The sequence below is a fragment of the Virgibacillus siamensis genome (assembly GCF_900162695.1).
GTDB lineage: Bacteria > Bacillota > Bacilli > Bacillales > Amphibacillaceae > Lentibacillus > Lentibacillus siamensis_A.
This window is the reverse complement of the sequence record NZ_FUIH01000007.1, coordinates 3,082,233-3,107,715: the sequence shown is the minus strand read 5'-3', so window position 1 is coordinate 3,107,715 and position 25,483 is coordinate 3,082,233. Positions and strand designations below refer to the sequence as shown.

Annotated in this window: 21 protein-coding genes; 13 read left to right on the top strand and 8 right to left on the bottom strand. The window is 39.6% G+C overall.

Annotated features, from left to right (window positions below; genetic code table 11):
* Window position 1: 1 nt before the first annotated feature.
* The 3 genes from B1K71_RS18705 to B1K71_RS20315 all read left to right on the top strand — a co-directional run bounded on the left by B1K71_RS18705 (window position 2) and on the right by B1K71_RS20315 (window position 3,252).
* The gene (locus B1K71_RS18705) at window positions 2-1,147 is read left to right on the top strand and encodes a GIY-YIG nuclease family protein (protein WP_077329682.1); all 1,146 of its coding nucleotides are present in this window, start codon (window positions 2-4) and stop codon (window positions 1,145-1,147) included.
* A 283-nt stretch (window positions 1,148-1,430) separates the two neighbouring features.
* The gene (locus tag B1K71_RS18700; RefSeq protein ID WP_077329680.1) at window positions 1,431-2,405 is read left to right on the top strand and encodes a Kiwa anti-phage protein KwaB-like domain-containing protein; all 975 of its coding nucleotides are present in this window, start codon (window positions 1,431-1,433) and stop codon (window positions 2,403-2,405) included.
* A gap of 712 nt (window positions 2,406-3,117) precedes the next feature.
* Window positions 3,118-3,252: a hypothetical protein gene (locus B1K71_RS20315; RefSeq protein WP_281250365.1), complete on the top strand. Its 135-nt coding sequence runs from the start codon at window positions 3,118-3,120 to the stop codon at window positions 3,250-3,252.
* Here the strand turns inward: B1K71_RS20315 and B1K71_RS18690 are convergent.
* Window positions 3,237-5,033, bottom strand: a complete 1,797-nt coding sequence (locus tag B1K71_RS18690) for a GmrSD restriction endonuclease domain-containing protein (protein WP_077329676.1) — start codon at window positions 5,031-5,033, stop codon at window positions 3,237-3,239. The two genes, B1K71_RS20315 and B1K71_RS18690, sit on opposite strands and share 16 nt — an antisense overlap.
* A gap of 310 nt (window positions 5,034-5,343) precedes the next feature.
* Here B1K71_RS18690 and B1K71_RS18685 point away from each other — a divergent pair, with 310 nt between their 5' ends.
* The 7 genes from B1K71_RS18685 (at window position 5,344) to B1K71_RS18655 (ending at window position 12,173) form a co-directional block, all read left to right on the top strand.
* Window positions 5,344-5,649 (top strand): hypothetical protein, encoded by a 306-nt coding sequence (locus tag B1K71_RS18685; protein ID WP_077329674.1) that lies wholly within the window; start codon window positions 5,344-5,346, stop codon window positions 5,647-5,649.
* Between the two features lies 1 nt (window position 5,650).
* The gene (locus B1K71_RS18680; RefSeq protein WP_077329672.1) at window positions 5,651-6,070 is read left to right on the top strand and encodes a hypothetical protein; all 420 of its coding nucleotides are present in this window, start codon (window positions 5,651-5,653) and stop codon (window positions 6,068-6,070) included.
* A gap of 227 nt (window positions 6,071-6,297) precedes the next feature.
* Window positions 6,298-6,777 carry a metal-dependent hydrolase gene (locus tag B1K71_RS18675; RefSeq protein WP_077329670.1) on the top strand — a complete coding sequence of 160 codons (480 nt, stop codon included), beginning with the start codon at window positions 6,298-6,300 and terminating at the stop codon, window positions 6,775-6,777.
* A 153-nt stretch (window positions 6,778-6,930) separates the two neighbouring features.
* Window positions 6,931-8,313 (top strand): VWA domain-containing protein, encoded by a 1,383-nt coding sequence (locus tag B1K71_RS18670; RefSeq protein ID WP_077329668.1) that lies wholly within the window; start codon window positions 6,931-6,933, stop codon window positions 8,311-8,313.
* Between the two features lie 319 nt (window positions 8,314-8,632).
* A complete protein-coding gene (locus B1K71_RS18665; protein ID WP_077329666.1) occupies window positions 8,633-9,526 on the top strand; it encodes a TetR/AcrR family transcriptional regulator in 894 nt (297 codons plus the stop codon).
* 45 nt (window positions 9,527-9,571) lie between these two features.
* Window positions 9,572-11,002 (top strand): MDR family MFS transporter, encoded by a 1,431-nt coding sequence (locus tag B1K71_RS18660; RefSeq protein WP_077330382.1) that lies wholly within the window; start codon window positions 9,572-9,574, stop codon window positions 11,000-11,002.
* A gap of 175 nt (window positions 11,003-11,177) precedes the next feature.
* Window positions 11,178-12,173, top strand: a complete 996-nt coding sequence (locus B1K71_RS18655; protein WP_077329664.1) for a virulence RhuM family protein — start codon at window positions 11,178-11,180, stop codon at window positions 12,171-12,173.
* A gap of 46 nt (window positions 12,174-12,219) precedes the next feature.
* Here the strand turns inward: B1K71_RS18655 and B1K71_RS18650 are convergent, their stop codons facing one another.
* The 3 genes from B1K71_RS18650 to B1K71_RS18640 form a co-directional block, all read right to left on the bottom strand.
* On the bottom strand, window positions 12,220-13,434 hold the full coding sequence (locus B1K71_RS18650; protein WP_175631972.1) for a Rho termination factor N-terminal domain-containing protein: 1,215 nt from the start codon (window positions 13,432-13,434) through the stop codon (window positions 12,220-12,222).
* Window positions 13,435-13,594: 160 nt separating this feature from the next.
* Window positions 13,595-14,797, bottom strand: coding sequence for a spr1629 family repressor/antitoxin (locus B1K71_RS18645; protein ID WP_077329660.1), 1,203 nt, complete (start codon window positions 14,795-14,797; stop codon window positions 13,595-13,597).
* Window positions 14,798-14,936: 139 nt separating this feature from the next.
* Window positions 14,937-16,337: a purine-cytosine permease family protein gene (locus B1K71_RS18640; protein WP_077329658.1), complete on the bottom strand. Its 1,401-nt coding sequence runs from the start codon at window positions 16,335-16,337 to the stop codon at window positions 14,937-14,939.
* A 398-nt stretch (window positions 16,338-16,735) separates the two neighbouring features.
* On the opposite strand from B1K71_RS18640, the gene B1K71_RS18635 reads away from it, so the two are divergent.
* Together B1K71_RS18635 and B1K71_RS18630 are read left to right on the top strand one after the other, a co-directional pair.
* A complete protein-coding gene (locus tag B1K71_RS18635) occupies window positions 16,736-18,121 on the top strand; it encodes a YjiH family protein (protein ID WP_077329656.1) in 1,386 nt (461 codons plus the stop codon).
* A gap of 97 nt (window positions 18,122-18,218) precedes the next feature.
* Window positions 18,219-19,406: an aminotransferase-like domain-containing protein gene (locus B1K71_RS18630; RefSeq protein WP_175631971.1), complete on the top strand. Its 1,188-nt coding sequence runs from the start codon at window positions 18,219-18,221 to the stop codon at window positions 19,404-19,406.
* A 311-nt stretch (window positions 19,407-19,717) separates the two neighbouring features.
* Here B1K71_RS18630 and B1K71_RS18625 read toward each other — a convergent pair whose 3' ends face one another.
* Window positions 19,718-20,602, bottom strand: coding sequence for a fructose bisphosphate aldolase (locus B1K71_RS18625; protein WP_077329652.1), 885 nt, complete (start codon window positions 20,600-20,602; stop codon window positions 19,718-19,720).
* A 265-nt stretch (window positions 20,603-20,867) separates the two neighbouring features.
* Here B1K71_RS18625 and mqo point away from each other — a divergent pair, with 265 nt between their 5' ends.
* A complete protein-coding gene (gene mqo / locus B1K71_RS18620) occupies window positions 20,868-22,361 on the top strand; it encodes a malate dehydrogenase (quinone) (RefSeq protein WP_077329650.1) in 1,494 nt (497 codons plus the stop codon).
* 50 nt (window positions 22,362-22,411) lie between these two features.
* Here the strand turns inward: mqo and B1K71_RS19710 are convergent, their stop codons facing one another.
* Genes B1K71_RS19710 through B1K71_RS18605 form a run of 3 tightly spaced genes read right to left on the bottom strand, consistent with a single transcriptional unit; the run spans window position 22,412 to window position 25,418 of the window.
* Window positions 22,412-22,687 (bottom strand): hypothetical protein, encoded by a 276-nt coding sequence (locus B1K71_RS19710; RefSeq protein WP_139343362.1) that lies wholly within the window; start codon window positions 22,685-22,687, stop codon window positions 22,412-22,414.
* Window positions 22,688-22,723: 36 nt separating this feature from the next.
* On the bottom strand, window positions 22,724-24,667 hold the full coding sequence (locus B1K71_RS18610) for an FtsX-like permease family protein (RefSeq protein ID WP_077329646.1): 1,944 nt from the start codon (window positions 24,665-24,667) through the stop codon (window positions 22,724-22,726).
* Window positions 24,657-25,418: an ABC transporter ATP-binding protein gene (locus B1K71_RS18605; protein ID WP_077329644.1), complete on the bottom strand. Its 762-nt coding sequence runs from the start codon at window positions 25,416-25,418 to the stop codon at window positions 24,657-24,659. The genes B1K71_RS18610 and B1K71_RS18605 overlap by 11 nt, the downstream gene beginning before the upstream one ends.
* Window positions 25,419-25,483: the final 65 nt, after the last annotated feature.

Below are 25,483 nucleotides of genomic sequence, written 5' to 3'. Positions count from 1 at the left end.
AATGGCAAATAGATACCATTCGATTGATGAAATCATGGATAGTTCGCTGTTTGATGAAATAACAACGCCACCCAAGAAGACTCCGAAAGTTCAGTATGATCCTGAAGTTGAAAAGTTTATAGAAATTATTGACTTTGTTAAAGAAAATGGACGAGAACCACAAAAAGATACAACAGCCTTAGTTGAAAGAAGTCTTGCTAGTCGATTAATTGGTATTCGTAAGGATCCTGAGCGGACAGGATATTTGAAGCGGTATGATGATATTGGAATATTAAAAGATACACAAAATGATTACAGGGTTCCGAAAATCTCTTCAATTGATGATATCCTTGACAGCGGCTCGTCTGAATTATTGGGGGATAGTCAGATCAATAATTCAGCTTCTTCAATCTTTGATACCAGCTCACTTCAAAAGGTCACAACAATGCCTGAACATGTTGCGAAACGGAAAAAGTTGAAGAATTTTGCTAAGTATGAGGAACTGTTCAAAAAGTGTCATAAGGAACTAACAGAAGGTAAACGAAAAATTGTAGCTTTTAAAAACGAACAAGACATTCAACAAAATAGTTTTTTCATATTAAAAGGAGTACTTCTATATGTTGAAAATGTTGAAGAACGTAAAAAGATAAAAGGGAAGGTTAATGCTAGGCTTCGGTGTGTTTTTGAAAATGGAACAGAATCAGATATGTTACTTCGCTCTCTTTCAGCTGAACTATACAAACATGGAAGACGTGTGACAGACAATGAAGAAACATTGCTAAATAATGTTAGCGAAGATGATCAATCAACAGGTTTTATTTATGTTCTTAAATCATTAAGTACCGATCCACAAATTACTTCTATTAAAAATTTATACAAAATTGGTTTTACGACGGGTTCGGTAGAAAATAGGATAAGAAACGCAGAGAATGAATCAACCTATCTTTATGCTCCAGTTGAAGTTGTGACCACTTATCAAGTGTATAACATGAATGGTAGCAAATTTGAAACGGCAATACATCATGCACTTGATAATAATAATCTGGATGTTTCAATCTTAGGACCCAATGGAAAAATGTTAGTTCCTAAAGAATGGTTTGTTATTACTCTCGAAGAATTACAAGAATTAATTGATGAAATTGTGATGAAGGTTAATTTTAACGACTAATTTTTATGGTTTGTTATACATTAAGAAATATAAGAAGTATTGGGTCGCTTCCTTTATTAGTAGATTTATTTATTTTCTATAATCTAATTACATCGATATATATTCTTTGTGTTATAAGTCGAGAAGTAATAAATATTACTTAAAAGGGACTTTGTCATTTTAAAGCATTTTTGCTACCACCCCGTTCTTTCAAAATAGGGAAAAGAACATAAAAATTAAATTAATTATGTTACAATTGGATTAGATAAAAATATTAAAAATTGTGATTAATGAGGGGTCGATTATGGAAAAAATCTTTCAGGAATTAATTGCTATCCTTGATGAGCAAAAGTACTCTTTTAATGGTCTATCTATTTATTTGTTAACTGATGAAGAAGAGCCCTATAAATTATATAAATTGAATATGTCCACAAATGAAGATATTAAAAAAGTTATCAATAAAAATATTAAAAAGGCTAAGGATGCCCAATTATACGAGTACCCTGAAAATACAGTTCCGGATGGCTCAGAAAGTGTTTCCTATATAAAAGAAAATGAGGTCCCCGGGTATGATAAATTTAAAGAATTAATAATTAAAGATAATTCTATAAACCTTAGCAAACGAATATTTGAACAAATTGAAGGTAATATCAAGGGTTTCGTGATAAATGCAGTAATTACCAGAAGCTCAGATGGAAAAGAAATGGATATTCTGTTTTTTTCAACATTAGACAAATCTAATTTATATCAGCCTAAAGCGGGGTTATACCGATTTGGGAGTGAAGAAGGTGATGTTCTTAAAAAATCTCGAGATACCTATTTGGAATTGAAAGATAATTGTTGTGCAATTAATTTTAATGGAGTCGTCTTTGTGGTTCACGGACATTATTTTGAAAGATTATTTAATTATGAAGAACATATCAACGTACATGCAACAACAACGGTCAAAGAAATTAGTAATCTAGGTTTAATAAGTAACTGTGAAATTTTAGAAGAGCATTGCACTAGGAACAAAAATTTTAAAAAAAAGTTGTATGGAATTAGTACTGCTAATAAACTTGATAATGTTACTTTTGACACTTTTAAGGCACTAAAGAAGACTATTGGAGAAGGGCTATTTTTTAAACTGGATCAGAAGAATAAGAGTATTACAATAGATGAGGGTAATAAACATAAATCGGTAGACCAGATAATAAGAATCATTAATGATGAAGCTGCTGAAACTCTGGTAAGTAAGACACAAATTTTTGCTAATCAGAGGATAAAAATATTTAATTAAACTTTTTTGGAAAGGATATAATTATGGGGGAGAGATTGGAGCTTGTATTAAGCAGGATATTCAGATATATGCTTTTTGTCAGTTCTTATTTACCTCTTTTTGTAATTCTTTTTCTACTGAATATCGATAACCTCTTTTTATGCTTGGTACTAATAACTATTATGGTAATTACCCTTACAACCTTAAAATTATATCTGGATCACCCTTTAAAGGTACAACCTAATCAAAAAATCATTTTAAACAAGATATCTAATAAAGGTAGTGAAGCGTTAAACTACGTAGTAACGTATATTATCCCATTCATTTCCTTTAATTCAAATATATTTGGGGGAAAACAAGGATTAAATTTACCGACACTTATAGCGTTTATTATTCTATTTCTTGTAATCGGAAGTTTATACATGTACAATAACCTGTATCATATTAATCCTACACTGACCTTGTTTTATGACATTCATACGGCAAAGAAGGAAAATGGGAAAAATACCATCATTATATCGACAAAAGGTAGTGTTATACCACTTTATACTACTATTTTTATGCGCAATGTTTCACCAGGGGTGGTGTTACATACTAAAGATACAAAAAACAAATTGTCATATACAAAAATTATACTATTTTTTTTACTTTTAGTGATATTTTTATTGATTTGGAATGTGAAGTTCCAGGGTTTTTTAAAATTTATTGTATTTTTTTTGCAGGGGGTACTCACATGAATTCACATCAAGTAAGTGTTGCAGCTGGATCTTATACTGCAACACTTTTTGCTTGGGCAGGTTTTGATGTATCGGTCCAATATGCAAGTAGTCAAACCGTCCCTGTGCTTCTTTTCTACAAGCACTTATAAAATCTTCTTATTTTTATCATCATCATCCGTCTTCTTTCTTCTAAAAACCCATCATAATTACTGGCAGTCATAGAGAATATTGATTCAGGTACACAATTCATCTTCATATTTTCTTTTAATTGTTGTTCGTCATTAAGTTCGCCAATTTCAAACTTATTATCAGCAATTTGTCGTTTAACAACATCCATGTATTGGTTTGGCGCTTGGTCGCGTATTGCTAAATTAACTCCTTGTTCCGTATAAACATAATTTGCAATTTGGTTATAATGACGACGGTTGTTATAGCCGTTATTTTGTAAATACTTTTTAGGAAATACATGATGGACATCGCCGCGCTCTTCAATCAATTGTTGGACTCGTATTGATTTTGATAAAAACGCATAGTCGTTATCATAAATCTGTGACATTAGATAAAGATTGAAATATGGGCTGCTTGCTACAGATGTCTCCAAGTTGTCCATGAAGGTGTTTTCCCAATAAGCGTCTGATAATTCACCGTTCTCAATTGAAGTGATGTAATCATTTGGATTATCGGCGTTCGCGAATCGTTTGATATCAAAATCAAACATGGATTCAGGTGAACTGGAATATCGCTCTGTTAATATGGAAATAACGAGCCACTTCCGTACGGAGCGATTAATATCAGATGAATTAAAGCCACGTTCCCTTAAAAGCAAGAATAAAGAATAGGCAAAGTTAAGGCTGTTCTGTGATCTGATTAACTTGGCATCTATAATGCCGGCAGATTTTAAAATCATGATAAATCTTTTAAAATTTGTCTCATCCACAAATTTGATGACACCATCATTTAATTCCCTAAAGGAACTTTCGATAATATCTTCTTTGTATTCCCTTGTTTCAAAATCGCGTCCAGATAACAAACTTACTAAGTTTGACAGTCGTCCACGTAAAAATTTAAACGTAAATGCGACTCGCAAAACATCGGAATAACTGGGTTCGTAAATGTTTGTATTATAATCTTTAACCCACTGAATTTTTTTAAAGGGATCAGAATTGGCAAATTCGTTATCATTATTTTTTATATCATCAAAGACAGCTGGACTTTTGATTAAATGTGAAAAGTAATCGACGGTTTTACGAATAATAGGACCGTTGTACACATCATTAACAGAGATTTTTGACATAGCAAAGTCGGCTTGACTCAAACTTACACCAGCTGAATTTATTCGAATGAATATTTCGGTTACAGTTTCGATATCGAGTGTGTGATTTAGTTCAATGATTCCAAGGGTGCTGTGTTTAATGTTCGATAGTTGTTGAAGTATTGCATTAAGTTGATCTGGGTTCATTTCAGGATTTTCTTGACAATACGTATTGATGAAGTTAAATTGGCTAAAATCAGTAGAAAATACTTCGGCAATATCAGGTATCCACTTCTTATCTTTTAATATTGCAGGGTTTTGCACCTCGAATTTTTTTTCAAAAGGATGAAATGCTATTTTAATACGTTTCTTTTGATACTTTTTATTCAGAACTTCTTTGCCAGAAATAGCCGCCATAAGTGCTGTCACACGTTGCTGTCCATCAATTAAGATTCTTTTTCCTTGTGATATAGTGCCATCCTTTAACCTAGCATCTGGATTCTGCCAAGTGATGATATAACCTATGGGATAATCTTTATAAAGCGAATCTAATAAATCACGAACCTTTGATGCTTTCCAAACAAACGGTCTTTGGATTTCAGGTATAGCAACAATATCTTCTTCAATCCATCCTAACAAAGCATTAACTGTGCTATTATTCACGTTGTAGTTGGACATAGAATACTCCTTTTTAACTTCAATTTTATCTTCATCATAACAAAAATCAAAAAGTATATCTTATCATCTAGCTTTTAAATGTGATTATATTTGTTGCTAATTCTATAATAATAGTGGGCTGGTCATTGATTCATCTTTAACGTTTTCTATATATATTTCCTGTTAAAATGTTGAACTAAACATTTGATCAAAAAAGACTTAAACAACTTCATTCTAAATCAATTATTTTGATAAATTAAATCAATCAAATACAGGCGCATGTGGTATATTAAAATCAGGTAATTTTTACTAATGGGGGGAGGGAGAAAAAATGCAGGAAGATAGAAAGACTTTGGAAATTAAAAATACACCTAGCGAACATACAGAATGGGATTTAAAAGTAATAGCAAGCTTTATAATTTCAGTGATTTTCGTTGTCATGGGGTTTTACAAAATGTTTGTGTACTCTAATGAAGAGTTTGGAGATAATAACATCAATGCTTATGTTGGAGGAGATGCATATAACTATATAATTAACTCTAATTATGCAGCAGCATACTTCTTATTGGCAATAATATTTACAATATTAGGTTGTACTTTATTAATTTATAATGTTCTTCAAAAAAGGGGAATCTAATGTGATTAAAAAAGGGGAGTTTATTTTTATAATTGTTCTTTTATTGATTATGGCGGGATGTAGTAACAAAGCTAGTACCAACAAAGCGAATTTAGACAAGGAAGTTTTTGAGAATGGATTAAAACTAACCCAGATTATACATGCAAATATTAATGGTGAAGATATCTCAAACGGATATGAGGAGTTGAGTGAATATTTTGAAGTGATGTATAAAAAAGATACTTTTTCATCACCTGAAGAGGAACTATTTGTCTCACAATTAGTATTATTGTTAATGATGAATAAAACATTTATCATTCAAAAAGCAAATGAAAACGTAAGTGCAGAAGATTATGGAGAAAGTGATGGAACTAAAGAGGAAATAAAAAAATTAATGTATGAACTTAAAGATGAATTCGGAGTCCCATATAATGGTAATTAGTGCTCAAAAGTAATAAAAGCATGGACATCATTATGGCGTCATCTTTTAAGCTTTTAAAGACATCGAAAAGGGTGAGCATTTACAAAAGGGTTAACGTTGGTGCTGGTAAGTAATTTATTGACGAAAAATCGGTGGTAGGCATTGTCGCTATTTAGGAAAAAATTGACTAAGCAAATTGTGAAGCTATGGAAGAAATAACTTTGGGATTAATAGAAGGAGAACAACACATGACAGGCAAAACACATCTTATCGGCGGATTAACAGCCGGGATAGCAGTACAATACTTTACAGATCATTATACACAGGATCTACTGTTTTTAGCATCATGCACAGCTGGATCTCTGCTGCCGGATATTTGTCACGGCGGTTCTAAAATTGGGCGAAAGCTGCCGATCCTATCAAACCTCGTGCGACTTTTGTTTGGTCACCGGACCGTAACACACAGTCTATTATTTATGGTTATCCTTGGAGCTATATTATCATCAACACCGGTTCCGGCAAGCATTACAGCCGGCATCATTATCGGCGTAGCAAGTCACTTGCTGTTGGATGCAGCAACTTCACGCGGGATTGCATTGTTATGGCCGATGAGTATTAAAATACGACTGCCGATTTATACGCATACGGGTGGACTGATTGAACATGTTGTCATGGCCATGATGATTATTGCAGCAGGATATATTGGGTATCAGATGTATATATTTTGAGGCATGGCGGTACATTTTACTGGTAGCCATCTATTATTTTCATCATTATTATGGTATAAATAAGCTAATATCACCTGGGAGCTTAAACTCCCGGTTTTCTTTATGTCTGTATGATGTAAGACGGCATGCGCAACGGAAGGGGGAGAACTAAACATGTTAAACAGTAAAAAGTTGATCGTTTGCCTTGTGTTTCTATTATTATTTTTTGCTTTGGCAGGTTGTTCCGGTAATGATGGGGAAAAAGATTCCAAAGAGGCGGAGAAAACCGCAGCACAAACGGATGAATCATCAGAGGAAAGTGGCAAAGAAAACACCGTAAATGAAACAAAAGAATTGCAGTTTACAAATGTCGAGGAAAGAATGCAGCTTAAGTTGGACGATGCTAAATACAGCGGGGATAGCTATGATGAAGAAAAAGTGCTGCAAATTCTTGAAAAACTGCCGGAGGATCTGACAGCGGAAGAATACTATTATCAGATGCTTTCCTTAATCGGGGAGGACTATCGCAGTTATTATAAATTCTTTAATAATGTTGATACATCATTTCAGGGTGCAAGCGCCAAGCCTGGTGAGGCGAAAGCGCCGGATTCTGTTAAACAGAAAAAACAGGTAAACGTTTCGATTTTGTTTGATTCAAGCGGAAGTATGGGCGCAACCATTAATGGAGAAACGAAAATGCAACTGGCCAAGAAAGCGGTGGAAACATTTGCAGGCGGTTTGCCCGAATCAGCAAATGTTTCCTTAACCGTATATGGACATAAAGGAACCGGTGCTGACAGCGATAAAAAACTATCCTGCAGCAGTATTAAGCAAATTTACAGGCTTGGCAAATACAAGGAAAAATCCTTTGAAAAGGCATTGGATTCTTTTTCACCGGCAGGATGGACACCGTTAGCCGGTGCATTGGAACTGGCCAAAAAGAATTTAGAAGAACAGAGCGGAAAAAATGCGGAGAACATCATCTATGTGGTTAGTGATGGTGTGGAGACCTGTGGTGGAAATCCTGTTAAAGCAGCCAAGAAGTTAAACCGGTCAGACATGAAGGCAATTGTGAATATCATAGGCTTTGACGTAGACGATAAGGGACAGCATCAGTTGAAGCAGGTAGCAGAAGCTGGTGAAGGAAAATATTCCACTGTACGAACGGAACAGGAACTTAATAAGTTTTTCGAAAAGGAAACGACTGAATTAATTAATGAGTGGTATGACTGGGAATCAAAAAATGTTAATAAATATTACGATTCGGAGTCGGAACGCGTTAATGAATTGTATGACATGGAAGATAACATGGTAAACCTGGCTTATGACGAAGAAACGCGGTTTAAAAATTTAACTTATGAAATGGAAGACAGAATAGACATTGATGGATTTGAGATAAGAGAAATCGCCGAGGATATCGCTTATGACCTGAGGGAATATGCCCGAAATACGGCTTATGAGTATCGCGAAGAAATTCGTAATAAAGCATATAAGCATAGAGAAAATGTAAGGGATAAGGCGTATGAAGAACGAGAAGATTTGCGTGATAAGGAATGATTTGAAGAAGCATGGGGGCGGTTCTTTTGCTTCCTCACCTTAAGGTATAGCGGACATAAAAGTTGGGATTCCCAACACTTTATGTCCGCTTTTTATCATCTTGAAAAACTCAATGGTTGACATAGAACCGGTCAGTCATTTAAAATAAGAACTCTGTTGACTTAATAGTTCTGAGTTGACTATTTGGTCAACGTCATGAAAATGAATGTTTTGACCTATGGCGAAATGCTGTTTCAGAATATCAATACACACTATTGCAATTGCTTGTGCACAGGCATTTTGCGATAGAAAGTAACAAGGGATAAGGGGTGGCGGAATAATGGATCGGAAAGAAGAAATCATGCAATCGGCAATCCGTTTTTTTTCGGAAAAAGGTTATTTTTCAACATCAGTTCAGGAAATTGCTGATGACTGTAAGATTTCTAAAGGAACGTTATATCAATTTTTTGATTCCAAAGAGGAGTTATTGATTCAGGCCATTGAAAGCAACCATAAAAAAATGCTGCAAAGTGCTGCGAATGTCAATGTTGATGCATCATTGTCAGCAAAAGAAAAGCTTATTCGAAAAATTGCTGCTCAGGCTGATGGTTTTCGCAACAATAAGGATTTCATGGTCATGCTGCTTAGGGCTTTACCGCCGCATGACAATCCTGAAATCGCATTGCTTATGAAAAGAATCAAGGTTACCATGACCAACTGGTATAAGGATTGTTTGCTTGAAGCGTATGGCGAAAAGGCGGAACCGTATATTTGGGACTTTACCATTATGTTTCAGGGGATGTTAAGGGAGTATATTTCGCTCGTCATTCATGATAAGAAGGATATCGATGTACAACGTGTTGCCCGTTTTGTTGTGGAACGGATTGATACGATGATTGGCCACACAACCGATTTGGTTCCGGTCTTGACTGCAAGTGAGATGAAAGAATACATGGAATGCGAGGACGGGATGGAGTCGGATACATCGGTGGAGGAACTGGATAATCTTCTGGAGGAGCTTAAAGGGAAGGCGAAACGGCTGCCGATACCTGATAAAGGCCGTGAAGAGTGTCTATCCGCGATTCAATCGCTGCATAACGAATGTCATGAGCAGGAACCGAGATCGTTTTTCATCAAAGCAATGCTGCTCTATCTGGCAGAAAATACCGAATTGAAGGGTCTATTGCGTCGTATTGGTGCAACCCTGAACGTTGATATAACAGCTAAACCGTAACAATTTATTTGTAGAAGGAGTGAGGGAGTTTTGGAGAATGAAGAAATGCAATCGAACCAAAGCATAAATAAAACAGTGCTTGTCGCAGTAATTCTTGCGGGTGCATTTGTTGTGATTTTGAACCAAACGTTGTTAAATACTGCTATTCCAAAGATAATGAGTGATTTCTCGGTAAGTGCCTCTACGGCTCAATGGCTGACAACAGGATTCCAGCTTACCAATGGCGTGATGATTCCGGTCACTGCCTTTTTAATTGAAAAATTTTCGACGAGAAAGTTGTTTTTGACGGCGATGATTCTGTTTGCGGCAGGAACGTTGACAGCAGCCATTGCACCGTCTTTTTCGGTATTGCTGGCTGCCAGAGTTTTGCAGGCATCCGGTGCCGGAATTATGATCCCGTTGATGCAGACAATTTTTCTATTGATCTTCCCGGTTGAGAAACGTGGTGCGGCAATGGGGATGGTAGGTCTGGTAATTGCATTTGCCCCTGCGATTGGTCCGACACTTTCCGGTTGGGTTGTTGAAAGCCATTCATGGCGGGTGTTGTTCTATATGATTTTACCGATCGCATTGCTTGATATTGTCTTTGCCTACTTTGCCTTGAAAAATGTGACAAAGCTGACACACCCGAAAATCGATCTGACATCGATTGTGTTGTCATCATTCGGTTTCGGCGGACTGTTATTCGGCTTTAGTTCTGCCGGCAATAATGGCTGGGAAAGTACGCAGGTGACAGTTTCCTTGATTATCGGTGCGCTGGCGCTTGGACTATTCATCTGGCGGCAGTTGTCCATTGAAAAACCGATGCTTGAGTTCAGAGTCTTTAAAAATAAAATTTTTGCCCTGTCCGTGTTTATCGGGATGATGGTGATGGTGTCCATGATTGGTGTTGAGCTTCTATTGCCGCTTTATATGCAGAATGCGCGGGATTATACCGCATTTGAATCCGGGTTACTGCTATTACCAGGTGCGGTCATCATGGGGATTATGTCGCCGATTACCGGAAGGCTTTTCGATAAGATTGGTGCACGGCCATTGGCGATTATTGGATTGACAATCGTTGCGGGCATGACATTTTTATTCAGCGATATGAGCGCCTCATCGTCGTATTTTTATATGATGGTGATCTATGCCATACGGATGTTCGGAATATCGCTTGTCATGATGCCGATTATGACAGAGGGGCTGAACCAGCTGCCGAACCACATGCTTCCACATGGTACAGCTATGAACAACACCATGCGGCAGGTTGCTGGTTCGATAGGTACCGCGACACTGATTACGGTCATGACAAACAGCAGCAAGGACGCTGCCCAACACGGACTTTCACAGCCGATGATTGAGGGAATGTCCGACGCATTTATGTTCGCAGCAATCATTGCCGTTGCCGCATTGGTTATGTCGTTCTTTATAAAACCGGTGAAAGCCTCGAAAAAAGGTGCAAAGGTAGTCAAGAAACCTGTTGCGGAAAATTAATATGAATGAGTGACGGGTTGGTTTTGAGGGAATTAACGAATGAAAACACACGTGCTGACATTGTCGGCATGTGTTTTTTGGGATGGGGGTATTATTTTAACTATCACGAAACAAACGTTCGTATTTGTGGTATAATTAAATAAAATGATGTGACTGTCAAAAGGAGAGGTATAAGATGACAAACGAAACAGACATCTTAATTTATCAGACGGAGGACGGTAACACAAAAATCGACGTCAGGCTGGAAAATGAAACTGTTTGGATGACACAGAAGGCTATTGCGGAGTTGTATCAAAAGGGTGTAAATACAATTAATGAACATATAAAAAATATTTATGCTGAGGGTGAACTTATTGAATCGGGAACTATTCGGAAAAACCGAATAGTTCAATATGAAGGGAAAAGGGAGGTGGAACGTGAAGTATCTTTTTATAACCTTGAATTAATTATCGCAATCGGCTACCGGGTTCGCTCTCATCGGGGTACACAATTCCGCCAATGGGCCACAGAGCGTCTGAATGAGTATCTTGTTAAAGGCTTTACAATGGATGATGACCGCTTGAAAGAAATGCGTAATTTCGGACAGGATTATTTTGATGAATTGCTAGAACGTATTCGTGATATCCGTGCGTCCGAGAAAAGGTTTTATCAAAAGATAACGGATATTTATGCAACGTCGGTTGATTACGAGTCCGGCGCGGAAATCACTCAGGAATTTTTTGCTACTGTGCAAAATAAACTTCATTTTGCTATACATGGTCAAACAGCTTCTGAACTTATAACAAATCGGGCAAAGGCGGCAAAAGAAAATATGGGTCTTACTTCATGGAAAGGTGATAAGGTCCGTAAAAATGATGTTACCATAGCTAAAAATTTTTTATCCGAAAAGGAATTGAAATCACACAACCGTATTATTGCAATGTTTCTGGATTATGCTGAAGATCAGGCGGAAAGACAACAACTAATGTATATGAAGGATTGGGTGGAGAAACTGAATGCATTTCTGCAGTTTAATGATCGTGATATTTTGGATGATGCAGGCAAGGTTTCAAGGGAGGTCGCTGACAAGCTGGCTTTGGACGAGTATGAAAAGTATAATCAGCAACGGATAAGCCGTCTGTCTACAGATGACTTTGAACGGTTTATTGAACGTAAAAATCTGAAGAAATAAATGGGGGGGACCGAGAGACAGGCTTCTCGTCCCATTAATTCAGCTGCTACCGCCCGCAGCACTTCTTATATTTTTTTCCACTCCCGCAAGGACACGGATCATTCCGGCTGATTTTCTTTCCGGATTGAAAATCAATGACATTGCTAGCATGATTCTGCGATGGCTGTAAATTATCATTCCCCAGCTGATGCAATTCGTAGGGGGAATATCCTTTTAAGCCCCATTGTTTGGTGTTGTTTGAAAGATCCACAAGCTGATCCATAAATAATTTTACATCGTCATATCCTTCAAATTCAAATTGATATTGCATCGTTTGCAGGGTATCCTGCGGGGTTATCCCATTGTTAATGGCATGTACACATTCATCGACGTGTCCCTCTGCCTCTTCAATTGTAAGGTCATAATGGCTTGTAAGAAATTTCACGAACTGTTTAAAGCATTTGCTGCGTTCAACGTAATCAGGAACGCCTGCGGTAATCAATTGTGTTTTGGAAAATGGAAAATAAGGAATGTCTTCCCTGCTTTTATGTTCATCTATAACACGTTCAGCATCGAAAACCCCTATATGTGAGAGGATATCCCGATATGTTCTCATTTCTTTATAGCAAGCCTTGGCATCGTATATAACCGTCAGAAATTCCAGTGTATCCACTTCATAAGCTGTATATGTTTTGACCATGTCTATTAATTTGGATGTGGTAAGTACCCCATAGTAGTATAGAAGTCCATGTGTCAGCCTAATCCATTCTGTATTTCTGCTGGTAATGACCTTTACGTTTCGGGAATTGATGGATGAAAAAGCATTTACCAGCTCATCCGGAATGACTGCAACTTTTTCGCCTTCGCTAGTCCCGGTAAAAGCGAGTCCATACGTGCCAAGGTTTTGCAGTATGTTGAGCGGAAGATGTTCAGCATGGATAGATCCGCCTTGCTGAATAATCTTTTCAACAATGCTGTAGCGCTCTGAATCTAGTTTTAAACATATATTTTCAAATTGCGTCGGGATAACTTGCTGCAACAGCTTAATCAATTCTTCTTTTTTTAAGGAGCTTGCATTTTTAATATCCAGTTTTTTACGAATTTCAGTGAGCTCATCTTTTGTCAATCTGGATAGCGCATCGTAAAGGCTGATTGGAACATTGATATCGCGCCAAATACGTTCTGCTTCTTTTTTCTCCATATCATCCCGCATCTCTTTAAGTCCATCCAGGGCCCTCAACATCCCTTTTTCCAGTTCCTTGTTGCCCGTATTATTACTCAAAGCTATCACCTCCTGCATATAAACCTTCTTATTACAGTATCTTAGATTTTCGGCCGTTTGACAAGGGAAGCGTGGGGAAGCGTGGGGACGGTTCTCGCGCTTCCTATGGTGACCGAAAAAAGAAGTATGGGAACCCGCTCCCATACTTCTTGTAAACAGGCTATTTAGTTGAATAAGATGTATGTGATTCGGATACGTGGGTTAGTTCAAAATCCTTTTTCTTCATCATATATCGGTCGAAAAAGTTTGCATCAATACCTGTTATCTGGTGAAGAAATTGAACATCTGCCATCCAGTCATTATTCAGCATCTGTTGGAGATTGAAAATCCTCTTTTTGAAACCCAAGTCCATAATGGATTTCATTTTTTGGGGTCTTTGAATGGAAATTGTTTCATCCATTGGTTCCCTTTTCAAATAACCCTTACGGTGAAGAGCCGCATAAAAGTTGCGATGATTTTTTTCATCCAATATACCTAAATTAGCAGCTCGATATCCCAGTACCTGCAGTGACGTTTTCCATTTCTTCTTCAGGTCAATATATGCATCCGGATTTGTAATGCGTTCAACGGTTTGCAAATCAGTTAAGAATGCTTTTTCCGGAAGCAGGAAAGCACCTGCAAACTGATTGGCCTCCTTTTCAAAGGCTTTATGTTCATTACGGTCCAAATTTGTAAATTCGACCCGATAATGTAAAAGTAAATGGCCAAGTTCGTGCGCAAGGTCAAAATTCCGACGTACAGCTGAACGTTTTAGGTTTCCTAAGATGATGAACGGCCGCTCCTGTTTTGTCCATAAACTATAAGCATCGATTTCTTCACCGATTGCTTTTTCAAAAATAAAGATACCGCTTTTTTCCATTGCAAACATTAGCTCATCATTCGTGTTTTCATCAAGGTCCAATGCGTGACGTGCCATTTTTGCAACGTGTGTTATTTGTGTTTGTCTGTCTTGATCCGCAGTGTTTAGAAATTCAATTACATTATTTCTCAATTGTATTATTTTCTGTGTGGGAAAGTTTATTTTGGCGGCAAAGTAATTCACAAAGCTGTCCAAAAACTGAACGTGCTTTGCCTCCGACTGCGTTTTGGAAATAACATTTATCACTTTTGAACGGTATGCAATATTCATGAGTGGAATATTTTCTGCCTTCACATACCTGCTCAGGACATCTTTCTTGTAAAAGTATCTGCTTTTCACATTAAAAATGGACTTCAAGTCATTAACGATTTTCATTTTAGGTGATGTATACTGATTCTCATACTGCCAAACTGCCTGTTCCGTTATTCCGAGTATTTCAGAGAGCTGTTTTCGTGAATAACCATGCATAATACGAAGATTGGTCAGATTTTCACCGATAAACATGATTCGCTCATCCTTGTCTTTTGGTTTATTTTCTTTTCTTCCTCAATGTTACTTCTATTATAACTTAATATGACTGAGGGTTAGTAATTTTTCGCAAAACTTTATCTGCAAAAAAAAGCATGGGGATCGACCCCATACTTCAAGCAATATAGTCTTCACGGTCAATATCATTGGCTTCTTTTTTGATATAGTATCTTCCTTTTGTGGCGAGTGCCAGTACGATCGTGAGGATGGAGGCGAGGATTGCGGCAAAGAATGCTGCGGTGCTTTGCAGGAATGTTCCCATGAATCCTAATGCTGCAATAGTACCAAGGCCGCTTGCCACTATTAATGATGCTACTCCAACAGGATTCCATTTATATAAATTATCTTGTCTGTCTTCATAATAGCCGGGACCAATTTTTAAGATTCGTTTAACAACAATAGCGTCGGTAACTAATATGGTAGCCCATGTTAAAAGAAATACCCCTTGGAATGTCATGACAACTTCAAGGTGATCAACAATATTAAGAAGCATTAACGTGATTGCCGATAATCCGGTAACGACAACCCAGAAACGTCTGCCTGGTTTAAATTTAAATACATTTTCAAAGAAACTTGATAAGGATAAGGAACCGCTATAAATATTCGTCACATTAATTCTAATTTGCGTTAACATCGTAAATAAGGCTCCCCAAACACCAAGAAGCAATACAATATATACCCCGGGGTTTGGTTCTCCGAGGCGAACACCAAACCAAATTCCAAGGCCGCCCATGACGCCAAAGCAGAATATTTGAGGGATAAACCCAATAGCAAAGATTCCCAGTTTCGTATCTTTCGGTTTTAAAAAGCGGGCATAATCCGAAGCAAGTAGAGGGGTCAATCCCATAATGCCGTGTTGCATACCGATACAGAGTAATAATGCAGTTCCCCCGACTTGTACACCTTCAGGCATGTAAGACCAAAAGGTTCCATCATAGCTGGAAGGATGTATAGCAGCGAATATTATTGCAGCTATTAAGAAAAGAAAAAACAGAGGTAAAGACCATTTCTGCAGTTTGTCCAGTTGCTTAATTCCAAACCAATTTAATGGGATGACAATCAGGCCAAAGAATAAAATAAACACCCATTTGGGAATAACGGGTATGAGTTCGTGTACTGCAGCGACTAAAATCAAACCTTCCAATGCGCAATACATAATAAAATTTGTAGCATAAATAAATGAAGTTAAGGATGCACCAATATATCCGAATCCGCCGCCTCTGGATAATAGATTTACATTCATTCCTGATTTAGCAGACAAATAAGCGATAAATGTCCCCAGTATTCCTGCAACAATAATTGCATAAACAGCGGATATGATAGCATTGATAGCTCCAAATTGAAGTGCCATAACACTGCCCATCTGGAAATAAAAGATAGCGGTTGCAATCCCGAATGTAATGTTAGTAATACTTAGCCAGCCCATATTTCGCTTGTCCCGCGGTACTCTACCAAGTGAATAATCATCACCCATGTTCTTGGTCTCATTTTGTTTCTGAGATTGATAGACATCCATGTTATCAACTCCTCTTTTATAATTTGTAAAACACCGTATGTCTGTTCGACACGAAGAAAACGCAACCAAATTAATATATCAATAAAGAGAGAATGGCTCAAACAGCGAATTATGGAGAGAATTTGAAGGAAAGCCTTTTCATTCGTCTTATACTGCTTCTATCTCATAAATAGTTAGAATCCGGACGTAAGTCATGCCACTTTTTATAAATGTTCGGTTTTATAAAAGGGGTGGAATTTTTATATATTGGAATGGATAGGTATACATATGCAGGAATATGTTTCTATCAATGTTTGTCTTTATAAAATTCCATTCATAGTGTTGTATATTTATACATAGAATGTTATATTTATAATCACCTAAAGACGAGAGTCCTAATTAACGGGAGGGTCAGCATTATGATAGAACAACTGGCAAAGGTAGAGGAATCAACCTCCGAAAAACAATATACACCGAAACAATACATGAAATTTTGGCTGCCTTCGTTAATCGGGGTGTTGCTGTTTCTGGTGCCGATTGCGGTAAACGATAAAGTGACTATCGGACTTGGAATTATGGCGGATGCCCTGCAGTATGCGATTGCGGATTATATCCCGTTGTTTATGACAACCGTTATTTGCTTATCTGCTATTGGCAGTCTGGTCGTAAAATTTACCGATCTCAACCTTGTAAATAACAGTCCTTTTTTAACGGCATTATTTGATATTTCATCTTTTTGGCTCATTTCAAGGTGTATCGGGGCACTATTTGCAGTGTTTACATTGACGCAAACCGGGCCGGAACTGATTTCGTCCGAGCTCACCGGCGGCGTTATGCTTTTTGATTTGATCCCGGTATTGATGGTCTGGTTTTTGTTTGCATGTTTATTCATGCCGCTGCTCTTGGAGTTCGGTCTGATGGATTTTATCGGAACAATGGTGCGTAAAATAATGTTTCCGTTGTTTAAATTGCCTGGCCGTTCGTCGATTGATGCACTTGCTTCGTGGATGGGGAGCGGGACGGTAGGTGTGTTGCTGACGACCCAGCAATATGAATCCGGCTATTATTCCAAGCGGGAAGCAGCGGTTGTTGCGACAAACTTTTCCATTGCGTCGATTGCGTTCAGTCTCGTCATTGCGCGGTTTCTGCATATTGATCATATGTTTGTTCAGTTTTATGCAACAGTGGTGGTGACTGGTGTGGCTGCGGCGATTATTTGTCCGCGGATTCCGCCTTTATCTAGGAAAAAGGAGACGTATTTGGAGACGGTTGGCAAGCAAATTGATGAAGATGTTCCGGAAAATGTATCCAGTTTTCAATGGGGGATCCAACAGGCTGTTGAAAAAGCGAGTCAGGTCAAAAGCTATCGTGGAGTTGCGAAAAGCGGTGTCCTGAATGTCATTGATATTTGGTTTGCGTTAATTCCGCTGGTCATGGCACTCGGAACCATAGCACTCGTTATTGCGGAGTTTACCCCTGTATTTGACATTTTGTCTTATCCGTTTGTACCATTCCTGCAGTTATTGCAGATTCCGGAGGCACATGCTGCCGCCCCGGCAATGATTGTCGGCTTCGCGGATATGTTTTTACCGGCTGTTGTTGGAAGCGGGATTGAGTCGGAACTGACCCGGTTTGTAATAGGTGTCATGTCGCTGGCACAGTTAATTTACATGTCGGAAATCGGGGTTCTTTTATTAAAATCAAAAATCCCAATTTCTTTTGTGGAACTGTTTGTTATCTTTTTACAACGGACCATTATTACACTGCCGATTGCAGCAATTATGGCACATCTATTATTCTTCTAAAAAATATACAGGACAAATTTGGAAGCATTGGTATTCGCCAATGCTTTCTGTTAGTGTAAAAGCTATAATGCGTACGTACGAAGAGGGGATGATCCACGTGAAGATGGAAGCTTATCTTTCCAGAAATATAAAAGATGCACTGCAGAAAGATCCACCTGGAGAATGGATGTTTGAATTGCCGGATGCATGTATCCGTTTGAATTCGGGATTTCCCGCACCGGATCTCGTGCCGGCTGACAAATTGAAGGAGGCGGTTACCCATCTGATTGACGAAGAAGGGGATTTGCCGCTGCATTATGTGGGAAGCCCCAGGTTTGCGGGTCTGAAGGATTCTATTCAACAGAGGCTGGCGGAACGCGGTATTCAAGACGGGGAAGTGTTAATCACGTCAGGTGCATGCCAGGGAATCGATCTGATCGCCCGGGTTTTTATTGATGATCAGACATTGGTTGCTGTTGAGTCACCAACATACATGGAGGCATTGGAAGTATTCCAGAATTATACAGGGCAATTTATGAGTATTCCGGTAGATGAGCACGGACTCCAAACAGATCGTTTCGAGGAAGTGCTTGCGAAGCGAAAGAAGGATGGATTGCCGATGCCGCGGGTTTTATACACCATCCCAACGTTTCAAAACCCGACCGGAACGACAATGACAATCGAGCGGCGGAAGCACGTATTGGAGCTCGCTGAAAAATATGATTTCCTGATTATCGAGGATGATGCCTACGGAGAATTGTATTTTCGGGAACAGTCAGTACCATTGAAAGCAATCGATCATCATGAGCGCGTCCTGTATGTCGGTTCACTATCTAAAGTCGTTGCGCCGGGCATGCGGATTGGATGGGTAAATGCCCCGGCTGAAGTGACTACTGCACTGGCCTGGTTCAAAAAGGATTTGGACCATCCGTTTGTTCAGGCAACGATGGCTTCTTTTTTAGAAAAAAACGATATGGAAAAACGACTGCATATGCTGCGGGCAACGTATCAGGAAAAGCGTAACGCGATGACCTCCGCACTGAAGGAAAACATGCCGTCATCTGTCTCCTGGCACATTCCGGAAGGCGGTTATTTTGTATGGGTCGAAGTAAAGGGTGCTGACACATCAAAATTGTTGCCATATGCAATGGATGAAGGCGTCGCCTATGTCCCCGGACAATATTTTTTCCTGAATCAGGCCGACGGGAAAGCGTTTCTCCGGCTTTCTTTCAGTTACGCGAGTCGCGATGAAATCGTTGATGGGGTGCGGAAACTGGGGAAAGCAATGAGGAAGTTTGATTTATAGTGGTGTGTGGGGCGGTTGGCGCTTGTCCCGCACACCCTGTTTTTCTTGGGGCGTAATTAAATATGTTATCAGTCACATTTGGGCGTTTATCAGTCACTTTTACATTTTATCGGCCACTTACGGGTGTTTATCGGTAACTTTTACAATTTTATCAGTCACTTACGCCTGTTTATCAGTAACTTACACATGTCTATCAGGAAAGCCCAGCGTTCTATCAGGAAAAGCGCCACCCCCTCCACAGCTGGCATGAGCAGCAGCAGATCAAAAAAGAGCGAACAGCTTCAATAGCTGTTCGCTCTATTTGTCTAAACTTATATAGATGCTTGATAAATGGATTCAACGGCTTCTGCAAGTGTGTCGTTGAATTCTTTGTCGCTTTGGTTAACGTTCAGATCTTGGCTCAGCGCTCTGGAGAAGCTGGCGATCAGGCCGTCGTTTTGTTTCAGCTTTTCATTGGCAACTTCTGTTGAGTATCCGCCGGAAAGTGCAACGACGCGAACAACTTTAGGATGCTCGATTAACTCTTTGTACAGGTTGGTCTCAGTCGGGATTGATAATTTCAACATTACCGGCTGATCATCGCTCAAGTTGTCAAGCTGTGCTTTTATTTCTGCTTTTAACAGCTCTTCACATTTTTCTTTTTCCGGGCTGTTAATATCCACTTCCGGTTCAATAATTGGCACGAGACCCGCAGCAATAATCTTTTTGCCGATTTCGAATTGCTGATCGACAACTGCTTTGATGCCTTCCGGGTTGGCTTCTTTTATAACGGAACGCATTTTCGTACCAAAGATATGACGCTCATTGGCGCGCTTTAATGTTTCATCCAAGTCATGGATAGGCTTCATCAGCTGTACACCATTCGATTCTTCAGCAAGACCCTTGTCCACTTTCAGAAATGGAACAATGCCTTTTACGTCTGCAAGGTAATCTGCAGTGTATTTACCCTCGATTTTGCTGTCCATTGTTTGTTCAAACAAAATTGCACCGAGAATTTTTTCTGAATCGAAAGCAGGTGATGTGATAATCCGGGTGCGCATTTCGTGAACAAGTTCAAACATTTCATCCTCATTGGAATACGCATCCTCTGATACGCCATAAGCAGCTAGAGCTTTTGGTGTACTGCCGCCGCTTTGGTCCAGTGCTGCGATAAAACCTTTACCGTTCTTGATTTCTTCTAATTGATCTTGTTGCATTAATTCCACTCCTTTATATTATTCGTTTTCCCAAACTGGTACTTATATTTTGTAACAAGGAATGCGCAATTCCCTGCATGTCACTATACAGGAAAAGTGCATAACAATCCTGGACAGTAAACATTTTAATCTATATACAATTATGATACAATATATAAGGTTATAATTGAAGCAGAAAAGTGTGTTCCGTCGTTTATTTTAACGAATAAGCGCGGGTATGCATGTCCTTTTATTAAATATTATGATGTAAAGAAGGTAAAATAATATGGGTAATCAGAAGCACAACACAGACGTTATCTTGATTGGCGCCGGAATTATGAGTGCAACGCTGGCGACATTGCTGAAAGAAGTAGCGCCGGACATTAACATTACCGTATATGAGAAACTTCAGACAGCAGGTGAGGAAAGCTCGAATGAATGGAATAATGCGGGTACAGGTCACTCTGCATTGTGCGAGCTTAACTACACAAAGGAAAAACCGGATGGCTCCATAGATATCAGCAAAGCAATCACGGTTAATGAACAGTTCCGGGTGACCAAACAATTTTGGTCATATCTCGTTCACCGCAAATTGCTTCAAAACCCCGAGCACTTTATCATGCCGCTTCCGCATATAAGCATGGTACAGGGGGAAGACAGTGTAAACTTTTTAAAGAAACGATTTGAGGCATTGTCAGATAACCCGTTATTTGAAGGAATGGAGTTTTCCGATGATCCCGAAAAACTGAAAGAATGGTTCCCGCTCATTATGAAAGATCGTACATCGTCTGAACCAATCGCGGCAACAAAAATTGACTCCGGAACAGATGTTAATTTTGGAGCGTTAACACGTAAGCTGTTCGCTTATTTGGAAGAAACAGATGTGGAAGTAAATTACGGTCACACAGTTGATGATATTAAACGTACGGACGATGGCGGCTGGGAAGTAAAAGTGCACAGTGACGATAAAATTGCGTATCGCAAGGCCGATTTTGTGTTTATCGGTGCTGGTGGAGGCGCATTGCCGTTACTGCAAAAAACAGGAATCCCTGAATCAAAGCATGTCGGCGGCTTCCCGGTAAGCGGACTGTTCATGGTTTGTAACAATCCGGATGTGATTGAACAGCATTATGCAAAAGTGTACAGCAAAGCGGCAGTCGGCGCACCGCCAATGTCTGTGCCGCACTTGGATACACGATTTATTGAGGATAAGAAGTCATTGTTGTTTGGACCATTTGCCGGTTTTTCACCGAAATTCCTGAAAACTGGTTCCAATAAGGATTTATTTTGTTCCGTTAAGCCGTATAATGTCCTGACAATGCTGTCATCCGGGGCGAAAAATATTCCATTGACAAAATATCTTGTTGAACAGCTGATGTTATCAAAAGAACAGCGCATGGAAGAATTGCGTGAATTTATCCCGACAGCGAAGAGCGAGGATTGGGATTTAGTCGTTGCCGGTCAACGTGTACAGGTTATTAAGGATACAGAGGCCGGTGGCAAAGGAACGCTTCAGTTCGGTACAGAAGTTATCAATTCTACTGACGGGTCAATCGCTGCATTGCTCGGCGCTTCACCAGGAGCTTCCACTGCAGTTCCGATTATGCTGGAAATCCTGCAGAAGTGCTTCCCGCAGCAACTTGAAGTATGGGAGCCGAAAATTAAAGAAATGGTTCCTTCTTATGGAAAGTCACTATCGGAAAATCCGGAGCTGTTGAAAGAAATTAGTGCTGAAACATCAGAAGCACTTCGTTTGAATACGAATTATCAGAAAGCATAAACTGCCTGAGCGGCAGTTTATGCTTTCTTTTGCCCGAATGCGCTGTGCGATTAAGTGTTCTCCGCTCTCCGCCGAAGAAACCCCATTTCGCGCTGAAGAATCAGCACAATCCGCCGAAGAAACCCCGAATCGCGCCGAAGGGTCAGCACAATCCGCCGAAGAAACCCCATTTCGCGCTGAAGGATCAGCACAATCCGCTGAAGAAACCTCGATTCGCGCCGAAGGATCAGCACAATCCGCTGAAGAAACCCCATTTCGCGCCGAAGGGTCAGCACAATCCGCCGAAGAAACCCCGAATCGCGCTGAAGCCCCAGCACCCCCGCCAAACAAAAAAGCTCCAGTCATCAACTGGAGCTCCCTATCTACAATGACGCTTTGATAATTTTTTTGTAATACAGCACGGACAGCATGCCGAAGATGGAATACAGCACGGTGTACAGCACCATGACAGCGATCATTGGTGTCCATAGTTCTGTTCCGAACATGAACCAGCCTGATTTGACGGCAAAATAGCTGTGCACCAAGCCGACAACAAGCGGGATTCCGAAATTCAGAACCTGCTTGATCCGGATTCCTTTTAACAAGTCTGCCTGTGTGAATCCCAATTTCCTCAGAATCGTATAATTCGGCTTTTCTTCTTCACTTTCCGTCATTTGTTTAAAGTAGAGAATACAGCCGGATGTGATTAGAAAGGCAAGTCCGAGGAAACCGACTATGAAGATGATCAGCCCCATATTTTGTTTCAACGAGGTCCTTACCTCCATTTGTGAACTATGCCAGGCTTTATTACCAAGTTCCTCTCCAAAAAGTTCATTCGCTTTATGCAAATCTCCACGGTTTTGTATGTCAACTCCAAAATAAGTGGATACGTCACTCTTGATGGATGGGTCAATATCTTTCGTTAGCCGCTGATAGGTAGTTTGGTCGACAACAGCAGCTGGAAATCCGCCATTCACCATAATGGATGGCAAAACCTGTATTTCTTTCAATCCATTGTATTTCAGGCGAATTGTGTTGTTCTTGCCTGACAGCGTAATCTTACCATTATCTTTAAAGGACAAAAATTGTTCCAGTGCGCTGCTTGAATTGATAAATACTGTTTCGTCCTCGGGAACATCCACTTGTTCAACGTCTTCATCACTAATTACTGACATCGTTGTTATACCAGGGTTGAACGGTGCATCTTCCGGGTAAGGACCGATGATATCTTTGATGTTTGCGTTTGCCTGGATAAAATCAATTCTTGTTGTTGCATAATCAATGTTATGCTGCTCGAGCATTTCTTGAAAGTGCTGGGCATTTTCTTCATTTGGAATGGAAAAATCATTTGGCACCCGTTCCACAGCTGTTTTTTCCGCTGAATAATATGAAATATAGCTTAGTGATGCCAGCCCGATAGCCAGTGCTGAAACTACAGTGATGACCGTCAACAGCAGGGCATTGGACTTCATCCGGAACATAATCGATGACAGGGATAAAACTTCTTTAATCGATAAATATCCGTTTTTCCGCTTTCGGATCAGATAAAAGATAAAGCTTACGGATCCTTTGTAAAATAGATACGTTCCAATAATAACAGATCCGAGTATGGCAAGCATGGCGGTAAGCAATTGTGCGTTCCCGATAATATCGCCGCTGAATAACATGGTCGACAGAAAATATCCGAAAATAATGAGGACCAATCCCAAAATGCCAATGCCCATTTGAAACCATGACAGCTTTTTAATATTCCCTTCCGATGCTGACTTAACCTGAAAGAGTGCCAGGATACTTTGCCGTTTAATGAAAATAAAATTCATCAGCATGATCAGACAGTAAATGATTGCAAATACAAGTAAAGTCTGACCTAGCGCCGCACCGGAAAAACGCAATTCTGCAACAGTTTTAATACCGGTCAGCTGCATAATAATCATCAGAAACAGTTTCGATGAAGCAAACCCGAGAAAGACCCCGACAACCAGCGAGCCAAAATACAGGATAAGGTTTTCCACTGTCAGGATGCGAAAGATTTTTCCCCGTGTAAACCCGACTAATTGAAATAATCCGATTTCCTTGCTGCGGCGCTTGATAAACAGACTGTTGGCATATAGCAGGAAAACCCCGACAATCGCGATCAGCAATACGGAAGCTGCTTTCAGTCCGGCGGCACCTTTAATCGTGCCTGTTACCGAATCCATTGAAGGATCATATTGCATGGTTACAAAGGCGAAATAGAGTGCAACACTGAAAATCAGCGCAAACACATACAGATAGTATGTTTTCAGATTCTTTCGCAGGTTCCGATAGATGAGCTGACTAATTTTCATAGTTGACCCCGCCCAGGACACCTTGTGTTTTGATAATGTCTTTGAAGAAGGACTGTCGGGACTCAGCGCCTTTGTTCAGCTGTGTATAAATTTGCCCGTCCTTTATAAAAATGGCGCGTGATGAATAACTTGCTGCAGCAGGATCGTGTGTCACCATAACGATGGTTGCGTTCCGCTTTTCGTTTAAATCACTCAATTTGTTCAGCAGATTGGAAGCGGATTTGGAATCCAGTGCTCCGGTCGGTTCATCCGCAAAAATAATGCTTGGCTCATGGATGAATGCACGTGCTGCTGATGTGCGCTGTTTTTGCCCGCCGGAAATCTCATTCGGGTATTTGTCCTGAATGTCCAAAATACCCAATTCACCTGCAATTGTCTGAAACATCTTGGCGGCAGCTTTTTTGGAAACCTTTTGGATGGATAATGGCAGCAGGATATTTTCTTTCACGGTTAATGTATCCAGCAGATTATACTCCTGAAAAATAAATCCGAGATGATGTTTCCGAAATTCCGCCAATTGTTTATCTTTCATGGAAGTGAGTTCATTTCCTTCAATGACAATGGACCCCTGACTGACTTTATCGATGGAGGACAGGACATTGAGCAATGTCGTCTTGCCGGATCCGGATGGCCCCATGATACTGATGAATTCCCCTTTATTTACTTGTAAATCCAGGCTGGTTAATACTTCCTGCCTGTTGAATTTATTTCCGTAGCTTTTATAAATTTTATTTGCCTGCAGAACCGTCAAAGCAAAACACTCCTTGTTGATTGATAGTTCCATCTTAAATCAGTCTGCCCAATGTTTCCTTCGAT

What these genes read in the sequence shown, in the direction of transcription:
- B1K71_RS18705 (WP_077329682.1), top strand. Translation starts at nt 2, where the DNA reads ATGGCAAATAGATACCATTCGATTGATGAAATCATGGATAGTTCGCTG.
- B1K71_RS18700 (WP_077329680.1), top strand. Translation starts at nt 1,431, where the DNA reads ATGGAAAAAATCTTTCAGGAATTAATTGCTATCCTTGATGAGCAAAAG.
- B1K71_RS20315 (WP_281250365.1), top strand. Translation starts at nt 3,118, where the DNA reads ATGAATTCACATCAAGTAAGTGTTGCAGCTGGATCTTATACTGCAACA.
- B1K71_RS18690 (WP_077329676.1), bottom strand. Translation starts at nt 5,033, where the DNA reads ATGTCCAACTACAACGTGAATAATAGCACAGTTAATGCTTTGTTAGGA.
- B1K71_RS18685 (WP_077329674.1), top strand. Translation starts at nt 5,344, where the DNA reads ATGCAGGAAGATAGAAAGACTTTGGAAATTAAAAATACACCTAGCGAA.
- B1K71_RS18675 (WP_077329670.1), top strand. Translation starts at nt 6,298, where the DNA reads ATGACAGGCAAAACACATCTTATCGGCGGATTAACAGCCGGGATAGCA.
- B1K71_RS18670 (WP_077329668.1), top strand. Translation starts at nt 6,931, where the DNA reads ATGTTAAACAGTAAAAAGTTGATCGTTTGCCTTGTGTTTCTATTATTA.
- B1K71_RS18665 (WP_077329666.1), top strand. Translation starts at nt 8,633, where the DNA reads ATGGATCGGAAAGAAGAAATCATGCAATCGGCAATCCGTTTTTTTTCG.
- B1K71_RS18660 (WP_077330382.1), top strand. Translation starts at nt 9,572, where the DNA reads ATGCAATCGAACCAAAGCATAAATAAAACAGTGCTTGTCGCAGTAATT.
- B1K71_RS18655 (WP_077329664.1), top strand. Translation starts at nt 11,178, where the DNA reads ATGACAAACGAAACAGACATCTTAATTTATCAGACGGAGGACGGTAAC.
- B1K71_RS18645 (WP_077329660.1), bottom strand. Translation starts at nt 14,797, where the DNA reads ATGTTTATCGGTGAAAATCTGACCAATCTTCGTATTATGCATGGTTAT.
- B1K71_RS18640 (WP_077329658.1), bottom strand. Translation starts at nt 16,337, where the DNA reads ATGGATGTCTATCAATCTCAGAAACAAAATGAGACCAAGAACATGGGT.
- B1K71_RS18635 (WP_077329656.1), top strand. Translation starts at nt 16,736, where the DNA reads ATGATAGAACAACTGGCAAAGGTAGAGGAATCAACCTCCGAAAAACAA.
- B1K71_RS18625 (WP_077329652.1), bottom strand. Translation starts at nt 20,602, where the DNA reads ATGCAACAAGATCAATTAGAAGAAATCAAGAACGGTAAAGGTTTTATC.
- mqo (WP_077329650.1), top strand. Translation starts at nt 20,868, where the DNA reads ATGGGTAATCAGAAGCACAACACAGACGTTATCTTGATTGGCGCCGGA.
- B1K71_RS18610 (WP_077329646.1), bottom strand. Translation starts at nt 24,667, where the DNA reads ATGAAAATTAGTCAGCTCATCTATCGGAACCTGCGAAAGAATCTGAAA.